Here is a 16,916-nt window from a genome sequence, read left to right on the forward strand (position 1 = left end):
TTTTTAACAAAGCCTTTAAATTAAAGTTTCATCGTGACCGTTTTTGCTTCTGTGTAGAACTCAAAACTATGACGTCCGCCTTCACGGCCGATACCGCTTGCCTTCGCCCCGCCAAACGGAGTTCTTAAGTCACGGATATACCAACAATTAATCCATAGTAATCCCGCATTCACTTCAGAAACCACCCGCTGTGCTCGTCTTAAATCATTTGTCCAAACGACGCCTGCTAGACCGTAGATCGAATCATTTGCAATACGAATGGCATCTTCCTCTGTTTTAAATGGGATGATCACAATAACAGGGCCGAAAATTTCCTCTTGGGCTACACGCATCTTATTGCACACATCATAAAGAACGGTTGGCTCATAGAAATTCCCTTTTTCAAGTCCTGCTACTCGTTTTCCTCCATAAGCAAGTTTTGCCCCTTCAGAAAGACCGATTTGCACATATTGATCTACTGTCTTTAGATGTCCCTTCGATACAAGTGCTCCCATGTCCGTATTCTCATCGGTCGGATCGCCCACTTTAATTTTCTGTACAGCTTTTGTGAACTTTTCTAAAAATGAATCATAAACACTTTCTTGGACGAGCAATCGCGAACCCGCCAAGCAAATTTCCCCCTGGTTACGATAAATGGCTTCAATTGATCCATTTACGGCCTCATCTAAATCCGCATCTTCAAATACGATGTTGGCAGATTTCCCCCCTAATTCTAGGGAAACTGGAATTAAGTTATTCGCAGCATTTCTCATCACCGTTTTACCAGTATTGCTTTCCCCGACAAATGAAATGCGGCGGACAGCCGGATGTGTCGACATAGTCGTACCAACCGTACTTCCCGGACCTGTGATGATATTTAACACACCAGGTGGCAATCCAGCCTCATTAGCGATTTCCCCGAGCATGACGGCACTTAACGGGGTATAAGATGCCGGTTTTACCACAACGGTATTACCTGAAGCCATAGCAGCAGAAGCTTTCCATGTCATTTGCATGAACGGCAAATTCCAAGGGATAATTAAGCTCGTGACACCAGCCGGTGCGTATTTGGCATAGGACATAACATTGTGCTTATCATAATGTTCATGCACCATGTACTTAGCCATCTCTGCAAAAAAGCGGAAGTTTTGAGCTGCACGAGGAATGTCAAACCCACGGCTTTCTTTAATCGGCTTCCCAACGTCAAGCGTTTCCACATAAGCGAGCTCATCCACTCTTTCCATGATTAAATCGGACATTTTGCAAAGAATATCGGATCTTTCCTCAATCGGCATCTTACTCCAGACGCCACTTTCAAATGTACGCTGCGCTGCCTCGATGGCGCGCTTTGCGTCTTCCTCGCTTCCATCGGCGACGGTTGCAAGCTTCGCATTTGTAGCAGGGTTAAGGGTATCAAAGGTTTTGCCGGAAAGAGCCTCTACATATTCACCACCAATAAAAAGCATGGCATCTTTTACTTTTATTTTTTCGACTAATGCTTTTTTACTCATCATGTACCTCCTCATCCTCAATTTCTAAAATCATTTCAATTTCAACAGCTGTATTGTTCGGCAACTGGGCCATCCCCACTGCAGAACGACCATGCTTTCCTTTTTCTCCGAATACTTCCACTAACAAGTCGGAAGCCCCATCCATCACTTTAGGCTGGGCCGTAAAATCTTCGGTACTGTTAACAAAGCCAAGAATTTTGACAACGCGCTTCACCTTGCTTAACCCACCCAACTCATGGCAAACAGCACTCAATACATTCAGCATCGATTGACGGGCAGCTAGATAGCCATCCTCGACCGTTAAATCTCTACCTAATTTCCCGTGATATTGATCGACGCCTTGTCCGGCTGTAAACAATAAATTCCCTGTCCGTACACAACTGACATAGTTCCCTACAGATGGGCGAACGGGTGACAAGGTTAACCCCATTTCCTTCAATCTATTTTCAGGCGTTTGCACTGTTGGCATGAATATTCCCTCTTTTCTTCTTTTCAATGTTCAGGAAATTTGCAGCATTTCCACCCAGCATGTCCGCCCTTTGTTGTTCCGTTAATTCAACCGTTTCATCAATCACTTTTCCCGGATCGATTTCACGGAGTAAGAACGGATAATCTGAACCCATAAAAATTTTCTCGTGTCCAAATCGATCAATCATATACTTAATGTTTAATGGATCATAATTTAATGAATCGAAATAAAATTGCTTTGCATAGTAGCTTGGCGGATGTGTCGTCAACCGCAAATGAGGCCATACTTCCCACCCCTTATCTAGCCGGGGAAGGATATACGGGAAGGAACCGCCTCCATGTGCAAAGCAAACTTTCAATCTCGGAAACTTCTCCATAATACCGCTCCATATTAACGTTGCGGCAGCGAGTGCTGTTTCACTAGGCATTCCCACCGTATACATAAAATTATGGTTTGCCATTCGATCACGACCTAATGTTTCCCATGGATGAATGAAAAGCGGTACCTCCCATTTCTCGGCCATTTGGAAAAATTCGATGAAGGAAGGTTCATCTAAATTTTTGCCATTCACATTCGTTCCGATTTCAATTCCGTGCAGCTGCAATTCATTTATACAGCGATCCATCTCCTTTACGGCGGTTGCACCATCCTGCATCGGAACCGTTCCCAGTCCTACGAAACGGTCTGGATACTTAGCCACTGTCTCTGCAATGAAATCATTTTGGATTTTTGCCATTTCCTCGGCATGCTGCGGTTTGGCCCAATACGAAAAGGTAACAGGAATCGGAGATAGAACTTGGATGTCCACTCCTTCACGGTCCATGTCTGCTATGCGTTTTTCAGGAGACCATACTTGCTCGGTTACGTCTCGGAAATTCTTTCCTCCTACCATAATGGATGCGCCACATGTGCACGTTCGCTCCAGCACAGGCCAGCGTTCACCACCATACTTTTCGGCAAAGTCCGGAAAGCTTTCAGGAATAATATGTGTATGAAAATCTATTCGCATTTCCATTCCTCCACTTCTTCCGGCATCACATGGCTACAATTTTTACATACTCTAATTTCCTTATTTGAATTGAAACTATGAATCGCATTTTTCACTTGTGTTTCAATGTCACATAGTTGAACGGTTACTCGATGCATTTCAACATTACATTCGTCACAAAACCAGACGAAATCTTCCATCTCACCTTGATCCCGTTTCCGTTCGATCACAAGTCCGTATGTATCAGCGACCCTGTGTGGTGAATGCGGTACCATTGCAGGAAGCATAAACACTTCTCCCTCTTTCACCGTTATAACTTTACGCTCCCCCTCTTCCGTAATGCACTCCACATAACAATCACCTTTAATCTGATAAAAGAACTCATCGGACGGGTCCACATGGAAGTCACGTCTTCTATTCGGTCCACCAAGAATCATGGCAATAAATTCAGAATCTTCCCAGATGACCTTATTATTTACAGGTGGTTTTAGTAAGTCCTTATTTTCTTCGATCCATTTGTTTAAATTGAAAGAAACCAAGCTTTTTGTATTCATTACTTTTTCCTCCTCAATAATTGTAGTTATATGAATTTTTTAGCACGCTTTCATAAATTACTAATCTAAAAAATTATTAGCCCATTTATCACCCGCCAACTTTTCTGTAAATTCTTATAATTCGGATTATAATATTAAACCGACATCATGTCCATAATATTTTTCCGACTTACCATCTAATTTTTTCATTAAATCAGATGGTATATAACCAAATTAATTAAGGACTTATTCAATTTTTAAAAAGGGTAAAAGCAAAAGTTATAGACATTGAGTCGGATTTATTTTATAGTTGTATTTACATTTGAAAATAATTGAAAGGTGTGAATATTATGAATAGTAATTGTTTTAATCCTTCTTTGGACCATGCACTTGAACTAGATAAGCGAGATGATCTATCCAAATTTCGAAATGAATTTTATATACCGGAGGATAAGACCTATCTTGATGGAAATTCACTCGGTTTAATGTCCAAACGATCCGAAAAAAGCTTATTAGAGCTTATGGAATCTTGGAGGCGTTCTCAGATAGAAGGTTGGACTGAAGGCAAGTATCCATGGTTTTATTTATCGGAAAAATTAGGTGAAAAGATGGCACCAATCGTTGGTGCTACTCCATCTGAGGTCATTGTTACAGGTTCTACATCATCAAATTTACATCAAGTTGTATCCACCTTTTATCAGCCTGAAGGAAATAGAACCAAAATTATAGCGACAGCACTTGATTTTCCAACAGATATTTATGCACTACAAAGTCAGATACGGTTACATGGTTATAATCCAGATGAACATCTCATTCGTTTGGAAAGCAGGGATGGGAGATTTATAGAAGAGGAAGATGTGGTTGCTGCTATGACTGATGAAGTGGCCCTCATACTATTACCTACAGTGCTTTATCGCAGTGGGCAATTATTAGACATAAAAATGTTAACTGACGAAGCACATAAACGTGGTATTTTAATTGGGTTTGACGCATGCCATTCCGCTGGTGTTATCCCACATTCTTTTAGTGAGTGGGATGTGGACTTTGGCATTTGGTGCAACTATAAATATTTAAACGCTGGTCCTGGGAGTGTTGGGTCCATATATGTTAATAAGAAGCACTTTGGAAAATTGCCTGGTTTAACCGGTTGGTATAGTTCCAACAAAGAAAAGCAATTTGATATGGAACATGTCCTAACTCTTGAACATTCAGCAGGTGCCTATCAAATCGGTACACCACATATCTTTAGTTTGGCGCCATTAATCGGATCTTTAGAAATCTTTTCAGAAGCTTCTATCGATAGAATTTATAGAAAGTCTCGTCAAATAACTAGATATATGATGGACTTAATCATTACTGAATTAGATAATATGGGATTTATCATCGCTAACCCTAATGATGACTCGCGTCGAGGGGGACATGTTAGTCTGGAGCATAAAGAGGCTGTTCGTATTTGTAAGGCACTTAAAGAAAATAATATTACTCCAGACTTCCGCGCCCCAAATATCATTCGCCTTGCGCCAATAGCGCTTTACACTTCATATGAAGATGTTTGGCGTACTATAAACACATTGAAAAAAATAATGGTAGAGAAACAATATGAAAAATTCGATTCTCAACGAAATGTAGTAGCGTAAAATTTAACGACTTTTACAATGGTGTAATATAATAAAAAAATGGCCAAAGTGCTTCTTAAAAGAGCCTTGGCTTTTTTTTTGGAAAAAGGGCGAAGCTGATACTCACATCGCCTTATTGTGTTTGTTCGTACTTTAAGCCTCACCAAATTCCATAGTTAGGAGAGATTAACTCATGTTCGTTTTTATGATTCGAATCTCTCCTTTTACTAGAATAGTAATGAAGAAAAAGATTTAACAATAAATTGCGTCAACATACATCGTTGTTAATGTTAAGGCAATTTCTTCAAGGGGACTTTTATTTTTATTAAAAACGATTTCCCATTGGTACATTTCATTAGAAAAAAACCAGCTACGAGCTACTAATTCAGCTTTTAAGTCTGTACGAGCCAGCCCTTTTACTTGCGAGTAAGTAATATCTTTTGTAATACTTTGAATAAATCCTTGTCTAATTTCTTCCCACTTGTCGTTCACAGTAGCAGAAACTCCGATGCCTTCTGAAAAAACTTTCATTATTTCTCTTTCAGTGTCTGCTATTTTTAAAAATTCTAATACCTGATCCAAGATAATTCCTTTTGCTTCTTCTTTTGTTGAAGGGAAAAAGGGGATATGTGCTACATCAAAAAACTTATTCATTACATCTTCCATTACTATGATTAACAGATCATCTTTTCCTTTAAAATGACCATAAGCTGTTCCATACCCTGTTCTTGCTTGTTCTATAATTTGTTTAATCGTTGTCTGTTGGTATCCCTCCCTTAAAAAGACATGATGGGCAGCGTTAATTATTTTGTATCGAGTTTTCATCGACCTTAAACGTCTTCCATCTTCTAGGTTATTTTGTTCTCTCATCATCGAATCCCCCTGCTCTTTACCTTCCCTTAATTCAAAAACAACTCCGAACCTCTGTAATAGTCCTCATTTCAATTTTTTACACAAGTTCTCTCCATCAGCTTCATTAGCATTCATCTTATTCTACCAACAACTTTCCATGTGAGCCAGTATGGAATGGAAATGGGGAACAACAATTTGATATGACAATAAATCAAAATTATCATCAAATTCAGAGACTACTTCAAACCCTTTTGCTATGTAAAAACTCTTTCTATTAGTTGTCCAGAATATCCTTTTCTTATTCAAGAATATGACCCTTTCATGGGGTAACATTACTGATATTTAAACAGCTGTACATGAAACATCTTTATTTTTATGCAACAGTTCCATGAAAAATCCCTGAATCCAAAGACTTTCAGGTACTTAATGATTGTTTCTAATGAGTATTATGTCACCTAAGTATTTAAACAAAAAGGGCATTTTAAGAAATTATTTTGAATAGCATCTTATTTCTTAAGGTGCAAGCAGGTATGCAGAGGGGCAAACGTCTCAAATAATTTTGGTACCTAATTGGATAAAACACCACGTAACATTACAAGGTTACGTGGTATGCAAACTATGATATATTAAATTTTCACTGATTGTTCTTCTTGATAGATAATTTGACCATCAATAATAGTTGTTTCTACTTTTAAATCTTTAATTTGGTTTGGTTTGATACTTAAAATGCTGTCATTTAATATAACTAAATCCGCCAACTTTCCGACCTCTATGCTTCCTTTTATCTCTTCTTCAAAACTCGCATAAGCGCCATTCCAGGTGTATAGTTTAATAGCTTCCATTACGCTTATAGATTGATTAGCACCAAACTCCATTCCAGACTGGCTTTTTCTATTGACAGCAACATGAATTCCTAATAAAGGATTATAATCAGTAACTGGCGCGTCCGATCCACCTGCTGCCATGATGCCACGATCAATAAAATCACGAACAGCGTACATGTGATTAACACGATCACCATAGTGTTGGACATATATCTCTCCGAATTCATATGGAAATGGAGGATTTGGAATAGGAACCATCTCGAGTTTTTTCATTCTCTCTTGTAAATCTGGTGAAGAAATTCCCGCGTGCTCAATCCGATGACGATGGTTTTTTCTTGGTGATTCCTCCAACGCCTTTTCTACACAATTTAAATACATTTCAATGGCTTTATCACCTTGTGCATGTACAGTGATTTGATAGCCTTTTTTATGTGCTTCACCTAAAACCTGGTAGATTTCTTCCTCACTATAATAAAGAATGCCATAATTGTTAGAGTCACTGGTGTACGACTCACGGGTTGCAATTGTAGGCCCGGTGCTACTTCCATCTGTAAACAATTTAACTGGTCCAACTTTGAATCTCTCATCTCCGGTACCAGTTACCACACCAGCCTCGACCATTTTATTAACAAATTCATGGGAGTTATTTACCTGACATATCATTGCATATATTCGGACACGAATATCCTTACTCTTCACAGCTTGTTGTAGTAAACGGTAACTCTCAGGACCATTTCCACCTGCCTCATGTATACTTGTTATGCCCGCTGCAATGAAATGATCTGATGCAATTTTCACAGCCTTCATCAGTTCACTTTCTGTATAACTTGCAACATCGTTCATACCCATATTTGCTGCTTCAATTAACTTTCCTGTAAGCCTTCCTGCCTGATTCTTTTCAATAACTCCCCCATTAGGATCCGGTGTGTTCTCGTTAATTTGCGCAATTTCTAATGCTTTGCTGTTCACCACGCTTATATGGTTGCAAGTACGGGATACAATAATGGGGTGTTCAACTGAAATTTCATCCAGCTCAGCGATTGTTGGATAGCGCTTTTCCTTCACAGCGGTTTCATTAAAGCCCCAAGCACGTATCCATTCACCATTAGGAGTTTCTAAGGCTTTCTTTTTCAGGTCATCTAACAAAGCCTCGATAGAATCGATATGTTCAGCTTTACAACTTACCGCCAACTGATTCACCCCATAAAAAATGAGGTGAATATGAGAATCAATGAATCCAGGAAGAAGCGTTTTTCCTTGCAGGTCAATAACATCCGTTTTTTCTCCTATAAAACTCTTAACCTCCTGATTTGAACCAACAACTGCAATACGATTATCTTTTATTGCTACACCTTCGACTACTGTATTCTTTTGGTCTACTGTAATAACCTCTCCATTTATCAATACAACATCAGCTTTCATAAACTCATCCCTTTCCAAATTACTCTTTTAGAGTGATCAATTTAGTATTTAGCATTCATCTGCTTTAAACTTGCCAACTCCCCATTTCACATTATTTCAGATTGATCTCATGGTTCATTTTATAATTCTTTTTCAAAAATACTGGACAATCCCATTCACAGACAAGGTCCTTAGCCAAGGAAACGACCCAGTCCTTTGTAATATGATACTTTTCTCCATCAACAGTAATAAACACTTCACCGTCTGTCACATAGAAAACTTCCTGTTCTTCTAGATGCCACGTTCCTTTATTCGGTTCGCCCACCCATGGTTCCCACGTGTCAACACCTAGTTGTTGTGCTTCTTCTGATGTAATTTTTTTCGCAAAAAACATGATGATCCTCTCTCTTTCTTATAGGTAATTTTGAAGGAATAGGTTTTATAAACGTACTGTCTTAACATTTGTATCTTTTAAACGTTTGAACTCTTTTTTCATAAAGTATATGGCAATGAGAAGGCCTGGAATTTCTGCAGCAGGACCTGCGTACCATATACCTTCTACACCCCAGAATTTCGGGAAAATAAATAAAAACGGGAACATGAACAACAGCATTTTGCTAACACTAATAAAAGTTGCGGACCAGTTTCTCTCTTGTGCTTCGAAATAACCGGAGATAAGCAAGCTGACTGCATTAAGCGTAAACAAAGAATTGAATACAACTGTCGTCCAAATGCCCAGTTTATGCAATTCAGGATTACCAACGGAAAAAAATGACACAATTGGATCTGCAAAAATGATTAGTATGGCTGTCACAATCACAAAGAAGGCAACCGTAAAAATGAGTCCCATCTTAATTGCTTGTTTAACACGATCAAGGTTGCCCGCACCGTAATTATAGCTAATGATCGGTTGAAGTCCTGTCATCCCACCGAGCGCTGCTAAGGCGAGCATATTTGTAATGTAACCGTTTTGAATCGTAAAAGCGGCCACGTGCAGCCCACCACCGTAGCTTTGCAGCATGTTGTTGAAGAAAATAATGGCAAAAAACATCATGAAAAGACTCGAGAAAGATGCAAAGCCCGTCCAAGCCACTTCACCGATCGTCTTGAGATTAATCATCATATCTTTCATTTTTGGCTTAAGTTTTGTTTTACCAAACCAGAAATAAAAGATCAGGAAAACAGGGATTGATTGCGAAATCGTATTGGCCCATGAGGAACCCATCATCCCCATGTCATACTTCGTTACCATAATCCATTCTGTAATCCCACCAACAACTGCTGCGACTAACCAACTGTTCATTGATAATACAGGTTTTTCATCGATATTTGTTAAAACACTTAATACAACGGCCAATATCGTTAATGGCAATGAAACCCATAGCAGTCGGCTATATTGCACCGCATATGGAAGCGCTTCATCACTTGCTCCGAATAAGGTCATAATTTGATTTTCAAAGACCACTCCAATTACAGCTAGCAAAATGGAGAAGAAAAGAGTAAACCATAGGGTTTGTCCCATAATACCTCTAGCTTCTTCGATTTTCCCTTTTCCAAGTCGAAGTGAAATGACCGCTCCGGCTCCGACACCCAAAAGAACTCCAAGCATACGGGTAATAACCATAACCGTAAATCCAATTCCAATCCCTTCTACTTCCACCTCCTGAAAGCCACTGACGAAATAGCCATCGACAACCGCTGCAACCCCTAGAATCGCGTTAGCCATAATTCCTGCCAAAGCAAATCGTAAATATAGTAACGGAATACTTTTAGTTCCCAGCAATGAATAATACGCTGGCTTATTCATTACTTCTACTTGCTCTATCTTCGATGACGGACGGTTGTCTGCTATTTTCATGAGCATGTCCCCCTATAAATTAAATAATAGATGTGGTAAGTTAAGCTCAATTAATTCGCATACCAACCTACAGGCTTGGCATGCTGGTGGATATTGATTTGCTTCGTTTCCATAAAGTGCTCCAGCCCAACAGCACCTAACGCTCTGCCGATTCCACTTTGCTTATATCCTCCCCAAGGACCTTCAACATAAGCGAGATGATAACTATTAATCCAAGTAATTCCCGCACGCAATTTACTAATGACACGTTTTGCTCGATCCATGTCTTCAGTAAATACAGCACCAGCTAGTCCATAAATGGAATCATTCGCTTTTTGGATGGCATCTTCCTCATCTTTAAATTTCTGTACTACAAGGACTGGACCAAAAATCTCTTCCTTAACTATACCCATATTCGCATTTACATCAGCAAAGATCGTTGGCGCAATAAAAAACCCTCGATCAAGCCCATTTTCCGTTAAGCGCTTACCACCACAAACTAATTTTGCACCTTCTTCAATTCCGCTCTTGATGTAATGTATTACTTCATTCATATGAGGCTCGTTTGTGAGGGCTCCCATTTCAATGTTTTCACTTTCCCCGTTGCCAACTACAAGTTTGCTTGCACGCTCGGCCAATCTTTCAACAAACTTATCGTAAATGGTCTCTTGTACAAGCAAACGAGATGCAGCTGAACAAACTTGCCCAGCATTGTGGAAAATACCGAACATCGCATTCTCGACTACTGTTTCAAAATCCACATCGTCGAACACAATAAGGGGAGATTTACCACCCAGTTCAAGTGTGATTTTTTTCATATTACCCGCAGCTGCGCGCATAATGCTTTGACCTGTTTTTGTTCCGCCGGTAAAGGCAATCTTGTCAACATCATGGCTCTCGGCAAGCTCATTCCCAACTGTTGATCCAGGTCCCAATACCAAGTTTGCCACTCCGTCCGGAAGTCCAATCTCTTCGATAATTTCAAATAATTTGAAAACGCTTACAGGAGTGACCTCTGCAGGCTTAAGTACAATTGTATTCCCTGCGGCTAGTGCAGGAGCAATTTGCCAAACAGCTAACATAAGCGGGAAGTTCCAAGGTACAATAAGTCCACAAACACCAATCGGTTCATGAATAATAATTGTTTCTGAAGAATCAGGACGAGTATAAGACTCCTTTTTCATGCCTTTGATCAAGTCAGCATAATAGCGGAAGCATTGAATCGATACCGGAATATCCACATAGGTGGTTGCACGAATAACCTTACCGTTATTTGCAGTTTCCAAACGTGCAATTTCAACTGCCTTCTCTTCAAGACGGTCTGCAATCATATAGAGATAGTCAGCTCTTTCATCGGCTGATAAATCCGACCAGATCCCGCTGTCAAACGCTTTACGAGCCGCCTTGATTGCTATCTTCGCATCGTCTGCTGATCCATCAGCAGACGTTGCGATCACCTCTCCGGTAGCAGGATTGATAATGTTTCGTCTAGCACTGGATAACGCTTCTACCCATTTCCCGTCAATGAACATGTTAATTTTCATAAACAACTCTCCTTAAGCAATAATATCTACCAGTTTAAAACCAATATGTGCTAGATTCACCAGCATCGTTTTCTGATTATAGAATGGGAATGATTTGAGGCGTTCCTTTTCAAATCGATATCCACCTGCACTCCCCGTAACGATCCATTGTGCCAATAACTTGCCAAACAATGTCGAGAGAGAAGCGCCGTGGCCCGTATAACCCGTTGCGAAATATGCGCCTTCTTTGGATTTGCCAATAACAGGGAACGTATCAATTGTAACCCCGATAAATCCACCCCAACGGAAATCAATCTTGCTTCCTGCTAGTTTTGGCATTATTTTAACCATGGCATCGTAAACACTTTGATAAACGGCATCGCCTAAGTTTGGACGAATATCGCCACCGCCGAATACGATCCGATTATCTGGTGTACGTCGGAAATAGTAAAGGAAATTGCTTGTATCAAAAACCATACGATCTTTAGGAATGACGGTATTTACCAGTGATTCTGGAAGCTGTTCAGTAGCAATAATACGTGCCGAAATTGGCAGTACGCCTTTGTTCAGTTCATTCATGATTTTTCCGGAGTAACCATCTGTAGCGACAATAATGTCTTTCGCTGTAACAGTTCCTTTTTCTGTTACAACTTTCACTCTGTTTTGACCGTACTCAATAGATAGTGCTTTCGAATGCTCAAAGATTTTTGCACCGATCGATTTAGCTGCTTCTCCCAAACCAATTGCATAATTCAGTGGCTGGAACGAGTAACTCGAGTTGTCGACTAAGCAGCCATAATAAAGTGGGGAATCGATCTCTTGATTCACCTGACTTCGATCCAGCACGCTTGAATCGTACCCAAAATTTTTGTTTAAGAATTCGCTTTCATGTTTCAAATCTTCAAAATGCTTGGCTTTGTAAGCCGCCACAATGTGACCTGTCTTTCTAAAGTCACAGCTGATTTGATGCTCGTCAATGATTTTTTTAACCAGTTCAACGCTAAACAAGGAGAGCTCGTTAAGCTGTCTTGCCTCGTCGGCACCATACTTTTTGGCAAGCTCCTTCATCGTCGGCTTATAGCCTGGCAATACCATCCCGCCGTTACGACCGCTGGCACCATATCCGATCGTTTCTTGCTCAAGGACAATGACACTCTTCCCTAATTTTTGCAAATGATACGCAGAAGAAAGACCTGTGAAACCTGCGCCAATAATGACAACATCCGCCTCTTCATTTCCTTCAAGAAACTTTCCTTTTTCATAGCTGTTTGCAGTCACTGCCCACAGTGATAGAGTATCCATTCGATCCATCTTATCCATAGCTAGTTCTACTCCTTATGTGACATGTATGCTATAATACAGTCAAATTTTATTCACAATATTCACACTTATTGAGTCCATCATATGACTTGGAGTTTCCTCCAAGTCAATAGCCATTTGAGAGTTTTTTGAATTCATTTTCGTAAAAAAGTGGAGTAACTCCACTTTCTTCATTGGGGGGCATCTATGAAAATTGGTACATTTGCAAAGCTTTTTCAAGTTACCACCGATACCGTACGTTATTACATTGAACTTGGATTATTAATACCAGACAAAAAAAACACCCAGTATCAAATGAACCAATCGTGTCTCGACGACATGGCTTTTATTACTGAGCTGAAAAAATTTCATTTTTCACTGCTAGAAATTCAACAAATTTTATCGTATCAGCGTGTCACAAACTTCTCGGACCATGAGGATATCGACTACTACAACAACTTTCTCATTGATAAAAAGAACCAGCTGACCAAGACAAAAGAAGACATATTAAAAGCTATCCAATTGATTGAAAAAGCGGTTCAAACCAACTCGCCTTCATCCAAAGAAGAGAATTTTACAGGGGTCCCACTTTCCTTTGTAAATTTGCTCTATTGTCCGATGTGCCACATTCCACTTGAAATGAAAGATATAACGATTAAAAAAGTCTACATTCAAACGGGGAGCTTAACTTGTACCTGTGGATACGAGGCAGCTATCGAGGAAGGTATTATCATTACCGCGAACTTGTACGAGACGTCTCCTTATCCATCTTATTTTTACGATAAAGAAACGATTAAAGAGATCAATCCCAAAATGATTAACTTATTTGAGAATAGTAATTTTTGGTTTCAAAAAGTTCTACAAAATGTAGATTTGAAAAACAAGTTAATCGTGGAAACAAACGTTGACGCTGTTGTGTCACTACCCAAATATATCGATGTTCTTGAAACGAGCGCCTCCTATGTATTCAGTGGCTTTTCGCTTGCGATGCTCAAGAAGGTTAGAAAAAGAATTGAGCGTATGAATCCGAAGCCAAATGTCCTTTATATTTTGAATTCTGATTTAAATCTGCCATTGAAACCGCTTAGCATCGATGTTTTTGTGGATAGTTTTACAGCAAATGATTTTTCACTGCTCAATCCGCAGTTCCCAATTCATGTTCTAAAAAACTATTTCCATAGCAGTTCAACAATTGTCGGCGGGTACTCCTATTATGATAGCTCGGCCAAATCCTTGAAAAATATTTCAGCCTTATATCCAAATTCCCACGAGTATATTTTATATCCAAAATACATAGAAGAAAATATATCAGTCAACGGATTTCAAATTACGCAAAGTGAAAATATCGGTTACTGTACAAATCCAGGACCTTTTTTTGATTATCATGTAATAGACGAAAAATTCCACATGCTAATGTATTTGGCTAGTACGAAAAAATAGGGTTCTGGTACAAAGATGATTTCAAAAAAACATAGGACATGAATTTCCTGCTAACTTACGGATTATGATGCGATGCCAAACAGCTTATCAATGATTTTTTTTCGATTTTGGGCAGACTTCACCTCTTGGTGAACTTGCCCTTTTTTCATCATATGCATGGCTTCAATGCCACGTACTATTGAAGTAGCAGTTTCATACGTTTTGAATCCCGGCATGAAGCGTACTTTTTTCTTAATGAAAAGATGATCTTGTTCTACGATATTATTGAGATATTTCACTTGTCTCATTTGGATGCCTTCAGGTATCTTTTGCTCGTCTTTAGATATGGAATGGCTACAGGATACGCTGGATTTTTAGCGACAGTTATGACATGAGGCTTAGAAACATGAAAAGACCACAAAGCTTTCTTGAAGAAGTACTTTGCAGCCTCCATACTTATTAATTCTTCCGTGTGTTGGCTTCAACCCTACAATCTCACTGAGGCAGAAATCTTTTTTTCGGTTTAACTTTACCTCTTCCCCTATTTCAGCAAATTCCATTTGCTGAAGCGAACTTTTTAATTCCATCTTTATAAACCAATCCTCCGTATATAAAAAGAACGATAGGATACATAACCGCCCTTCTCTTTCCCGAAATGTTTTTCACAAATTTTCATATAAGATGCGGTTCGTTTGCAAATTCATCTATGAACTATCTATTGCTACTCCAAATAATTTATATGAATTCAATCTTACTTTGAACAGACCTCTTATAATGTGTGTTGTTTAAACTCCAATTTTCACTTCATCAATATAGATTTTCCTGACAAAGTAAGATACTTATAGTGTCCGGTGCAAAAGATGAATGATAAGAGTTAATACAGGTATAACGTATGCTACGTGAGGGGGGAAGTTTAGCTAGTCTACTATAAGATTAATCGAAATTGCATAGAACTTCGCGAAAAATGAGTAGAATTTTTCAGGGTTCAAGAGTATAGCTAGTGAATGATGACAGTTAAGGAATTTAAAGAAGCTACTAGAGTTTCAACTTATACTATTTATCGGAAATTAAAGAAAGAGCCAACCTAGTAGGTCTGCTCTTGATGTATTGTTAATCTTTCACATCCGTTCAAGAAGGGTTAGGTATCAAAATGACAATCAGCTTAAGGAGTAGATGCAGGTGGCTTTTGTCTCCTCTGGCATAAATAAGTATAATGTTAACGGCTTCCTTTAATCCTAGATTCCTTAATACTTTAGTAAGTTTCCAGTCAAAGAAGTACAGTATCACTTTTATCGATTTTTTTTCGTTTGATTCGCTTTTTCATAGATGCCGAACTGGTTATCTGGTAAATTATTTTAATCAAACGATTGATTAAAATAATAGAGAAACTCTTCAAAAATTATATGATTTTCTGTTTGTGCTTGAAATAAATTAGTGTTTCTAGGAAGCTCTGTAATGAAATAATGAATTGGGCAATTGGTTTGGAAAATAGAATAGCAGCATGTATTCTGAGAAAAACGCTGGAAAGTAGAGCGTTTTTTGTATGATGGTAAAATTCCAGGTATCAAATCCATTCATTTATAACAATTTCTTACGTTTATGGAACTATCATTTTTATTTGAATTTGAATGTATAATAATACTAATGATCGAACATTCAAAAGGCCTCCATTTGGCGGCCTTTATGGCGCTAATGCACCCGTTAGTTCTTTAAGAGCGAAACTTCTTCAATTAAATCTATTCTCGTACCGCCAATTAATCTCTATTATTTATTCGTTATTTCTTTGCTGTAGTAAAAATAATGCTAAACCGATTAAGATGAGTGCGATACCCATACCTTGTTGTAAAGAAATAACCTCATCCAAAATAAAATAAGCGAGTATACAGGTTCCAATCGTCTCTCCTAATATGCTCATTGAAATAACTGAGGTACTTAGCCATTTCAACAGCCAATTAAAAATCGTTTGCCCTAATATCGTTGCAATAAACGCTAATCCAATAAAGGACAACCATGTTTGTGTGGAATAATCAACGAAAGAAGTTTGCTGACTGAACGAAAAAATACACAAAAATAGTGCACTGCTGGCATAACCGATAACTGAATATGGAATAAGAGATAGCTTTTTACGAACATGCTGGCCTACAAAGAAATAGGCTGTAATAATCCCCGCTGCAATAAAGGCTAGTATATCACCAAATAAAGCTTGTCCACTAATTTGAAAATCTTGCCATCCAATAACGATACTTCCGGCAATCGCTACAAGACAACCTATTACAGCACCTTTACTGAATCTCTCTTTAAATAGAAGATAGCCACCGACCATCGAAAAAAGTGGCTGCAATGTAACGATAACCGTCGAACTTGCTACAGAAGTGTAATTTAATGATTCAAACCATAATACATAATGAACTGCTAAAAATAAGCCTGATAATAGTCCGAGTCCCCATTGTTTTTTTGACAATGAATATAATTCATGTCGATTCCTTTTATTTATTAATAAAAATGGCAAGAGCATTATTGTTGCAAAAAACAGCCGATAGAACGCCGTGATTGTCGCAGGTGCATCTGCTAACTTTACAAAGATTGCTGAAGTTGATAATGCAAATACGCCAAAAAATAAAATTACATAAGAAATAATTGATGATTGCAATTTTATATCCTCCGA

General features: G+C 38.7%; 13 protein-coding genes and 1 pseudogene. 2 read left to right on the plus strand and 12 right to left on the minus strand.

Annotated features, from left to right (window positions below):
* Positions 1-20 precede the first annotated feature (20 nt).
* Genes BW986_RS24260 through nbaC form a run of 4 tightly spaced genes read right to left on the minus strand, consistent with a single transcriptional unit; the run spans position 21 to position 3,501 of the window.
* The gene (locus BW986_RS24260) at positions 21-1,490 is read right to left on the minus strand and encodes an aldehyde dehydrogenase (protein WP_076371638.1); all 1,470 of its coding nucleotides are present in this window, start codon (positions 1,488-1,490) and stop codon (positions 21-23) included.
* Complete coding sequence (locus BW986_RS24265) at positions 1,483-1,959, minus strand: RidA family protein (RefSeq protein WP_076371640.1); 477 nt, start codon at positions 1,957-1,959, stop codon at positions 1,483-1,485. The genes BW986_RS24260 and BW986_RS24265 overlap by 8 nt, the downstream gene beginning before the upstream one ends.
* Positions 1,937-2,968 carry an amidohydrolase family protein gene (locus tag BW986_RS24270; RefSeq protein WP_179086158.1) on the minus strand — a complete coding sequence of 344 codons (1,032 nt, stop codon included), beginning with the start codon at positions 2,966-2,968 and terminating at the stop codon, positions 1,937-1,939. The genes BW986_RS24265 and BW986_RS24270 overlap by 23 nt, the downstream gene beginning before the upstream one ends.
* Positions 2,959-3,501, minus strand: coding sequence for a 3-hydroxyanthranilate 3,4-dioxygenase (gene nbaC / locus BW986_RS24275; protein WP_076371644.1), 543 nt, complete (start codon positions 3,499-3,501; stop codon positions 2,959-2,961). The genes BW986_RS24270 and nbaC overlap by 10 nt, the downstream gene beginning before the upstream one ends.
* A gap of 329 nt (positions 3,502-3,830) precedes the next feature.
* On the opposite strand from nbaC, the gene kynU reads away from it, so the two are divergent.
* Entirely contained in the window at positions 3,831-5,117 is a 1,287-nt protein-coding gene (kynU, locus tag BW986_RS24280) for a kynureninase (protein ID WP_076371646.1), read from the plus strand.
* A 231-nt stretch (positions 5,118-5,348) separates the two neighbouring features.
* Here kynU and BW986_RS24285 read toward each other — a convergent pair whose 3' ends face one another.
* From BW986_RS24285 to BW986_RS24310, 6 genes are all read right to left on the minus strand, one after another.
* Positions 5,349-5,969, minus strand: a complete 621-nt coding sequence (locus BW986_RS24285; protein ID WP_311316574.1) for a TetR/AcrR family transcriptional regulator — start codon at positions 5,967-5,969, stop codon at positions 5,349-5,351.
* Between the two features lie 605 nt (positions 5,970-6,574).
* Positions 6,575-8,194 carry an amidohydrolase gene (locus BW986_RS24290; RefSeq protein WP_076371650.1) on the minus strand — a complete coding sequence of 540 codons (1,620 nt, stop codon included), beginning with the start codon at positions 8,192-8,194 and terminating at the stop codon, positions 6,575-6,577.
* A gap of 91 nt (positions 8,195-8,285) precedes the next feature.
* Entirely contained in the window at positions 8,286-8,567 is a 282-nt protein-coding gene (locus BW986_RS24295; protein ID WP_076371652.1) for a cupin domain-containing protein, read from the minus strand.
* A 45-nt stretch (positions 8,568-8,612) separates the two neighbouring features.
* The gene (locus tag BW986_RS24300; protein ID WP_076371654.1) at positions 8,613-10,031 is read right to left on the minus strand and encodes an MATE family efflux transporter; all 1,419 of its coding nucleotides are present in this window, start codon (positions 10,029-10,031) and stop codon (positions 8,613-8,615) included.
* Positions 10,032-10,081: 50 nt separating this feature from the next.
* The gene (locus BW986_RS24305; protein ID WP_076371656.1) at positions 10,082-11,554 is read right to left on the minus strand and encodes an aldehyde dehydrogenase family protein; all 1,473 of its coding nucleotides are present in this window, start codon (positions 11,552-11,554) and stop codon (positions 10,082-10,084) included.
* 12 nt (positions 11,555-11,566) lie between these two features.
* Entirely contained in the window at positions 11,567-12,853 is a 1,287-nt protein-coding gene (locus tag BW986_RS24310; protein ID WP_076371658.1) for an NAD(P)/FAD-dependent oxidoreductase, read from the minus strand.
* A gap of 186 nt (positions 12,854-13,039) precedes the next feature.
* On the opposite strand from BW986_RS24310, the gene BW986_RS24315 reads away from it, so the two are divergent.
* Positions 13,040-14,272 (plus strand): MerR family transcriptional regulator, encoded by a 1,233-nt coding sequence (locus BW986_RS24315; protein WP_076371660.1) that lies wholly within the window; start codon positions 13,040-13,042, stop codon positions 14,270-14,272.
* Between the two features lie 62 nt (positions 14,273-14,334).
* Here BW986_RS24315 and BW986_RS24320 read toward each other — a convergent pair.
* Both BW986_RS24320 and BW986_RS24325 read right to left on the minus strand, forming a co-directional pair.
* Positions 14,335-14,702 (minus strand): annotated as a pseudogene (locus BW986_RS24320) (DDE-type integrase/transposase/recombinase); the annotation flags it as partial.
* 1,317 nt (positions 14,703-16,019) lie between these two features.
* Positions 16,020-16,901 carry a DMT family transporter gene (locus BW986_RS24325; RefSeq protein ID WP_076371662.1) on the minus strand — a complete coding sequence of 294 codons (882 nt, stop codon included), beginning with the start codon at positions 16,899-16,901 and terminating at the stop codon, positions 16,020-16,022.
* Between the last annotated feature and the right edge of the window lie 15 nt (positions 16,902-16,916).

The organism is Peribacillus simplex (assembly GCF_900156045.1).
In the GTDB taxonomy this organism is placed as follows: domain Bacteria; phylum Bacillota; class Bacilli; order Bacillales; family DSM-1321; genus Peribacillus; species Peribacillus simplex_D.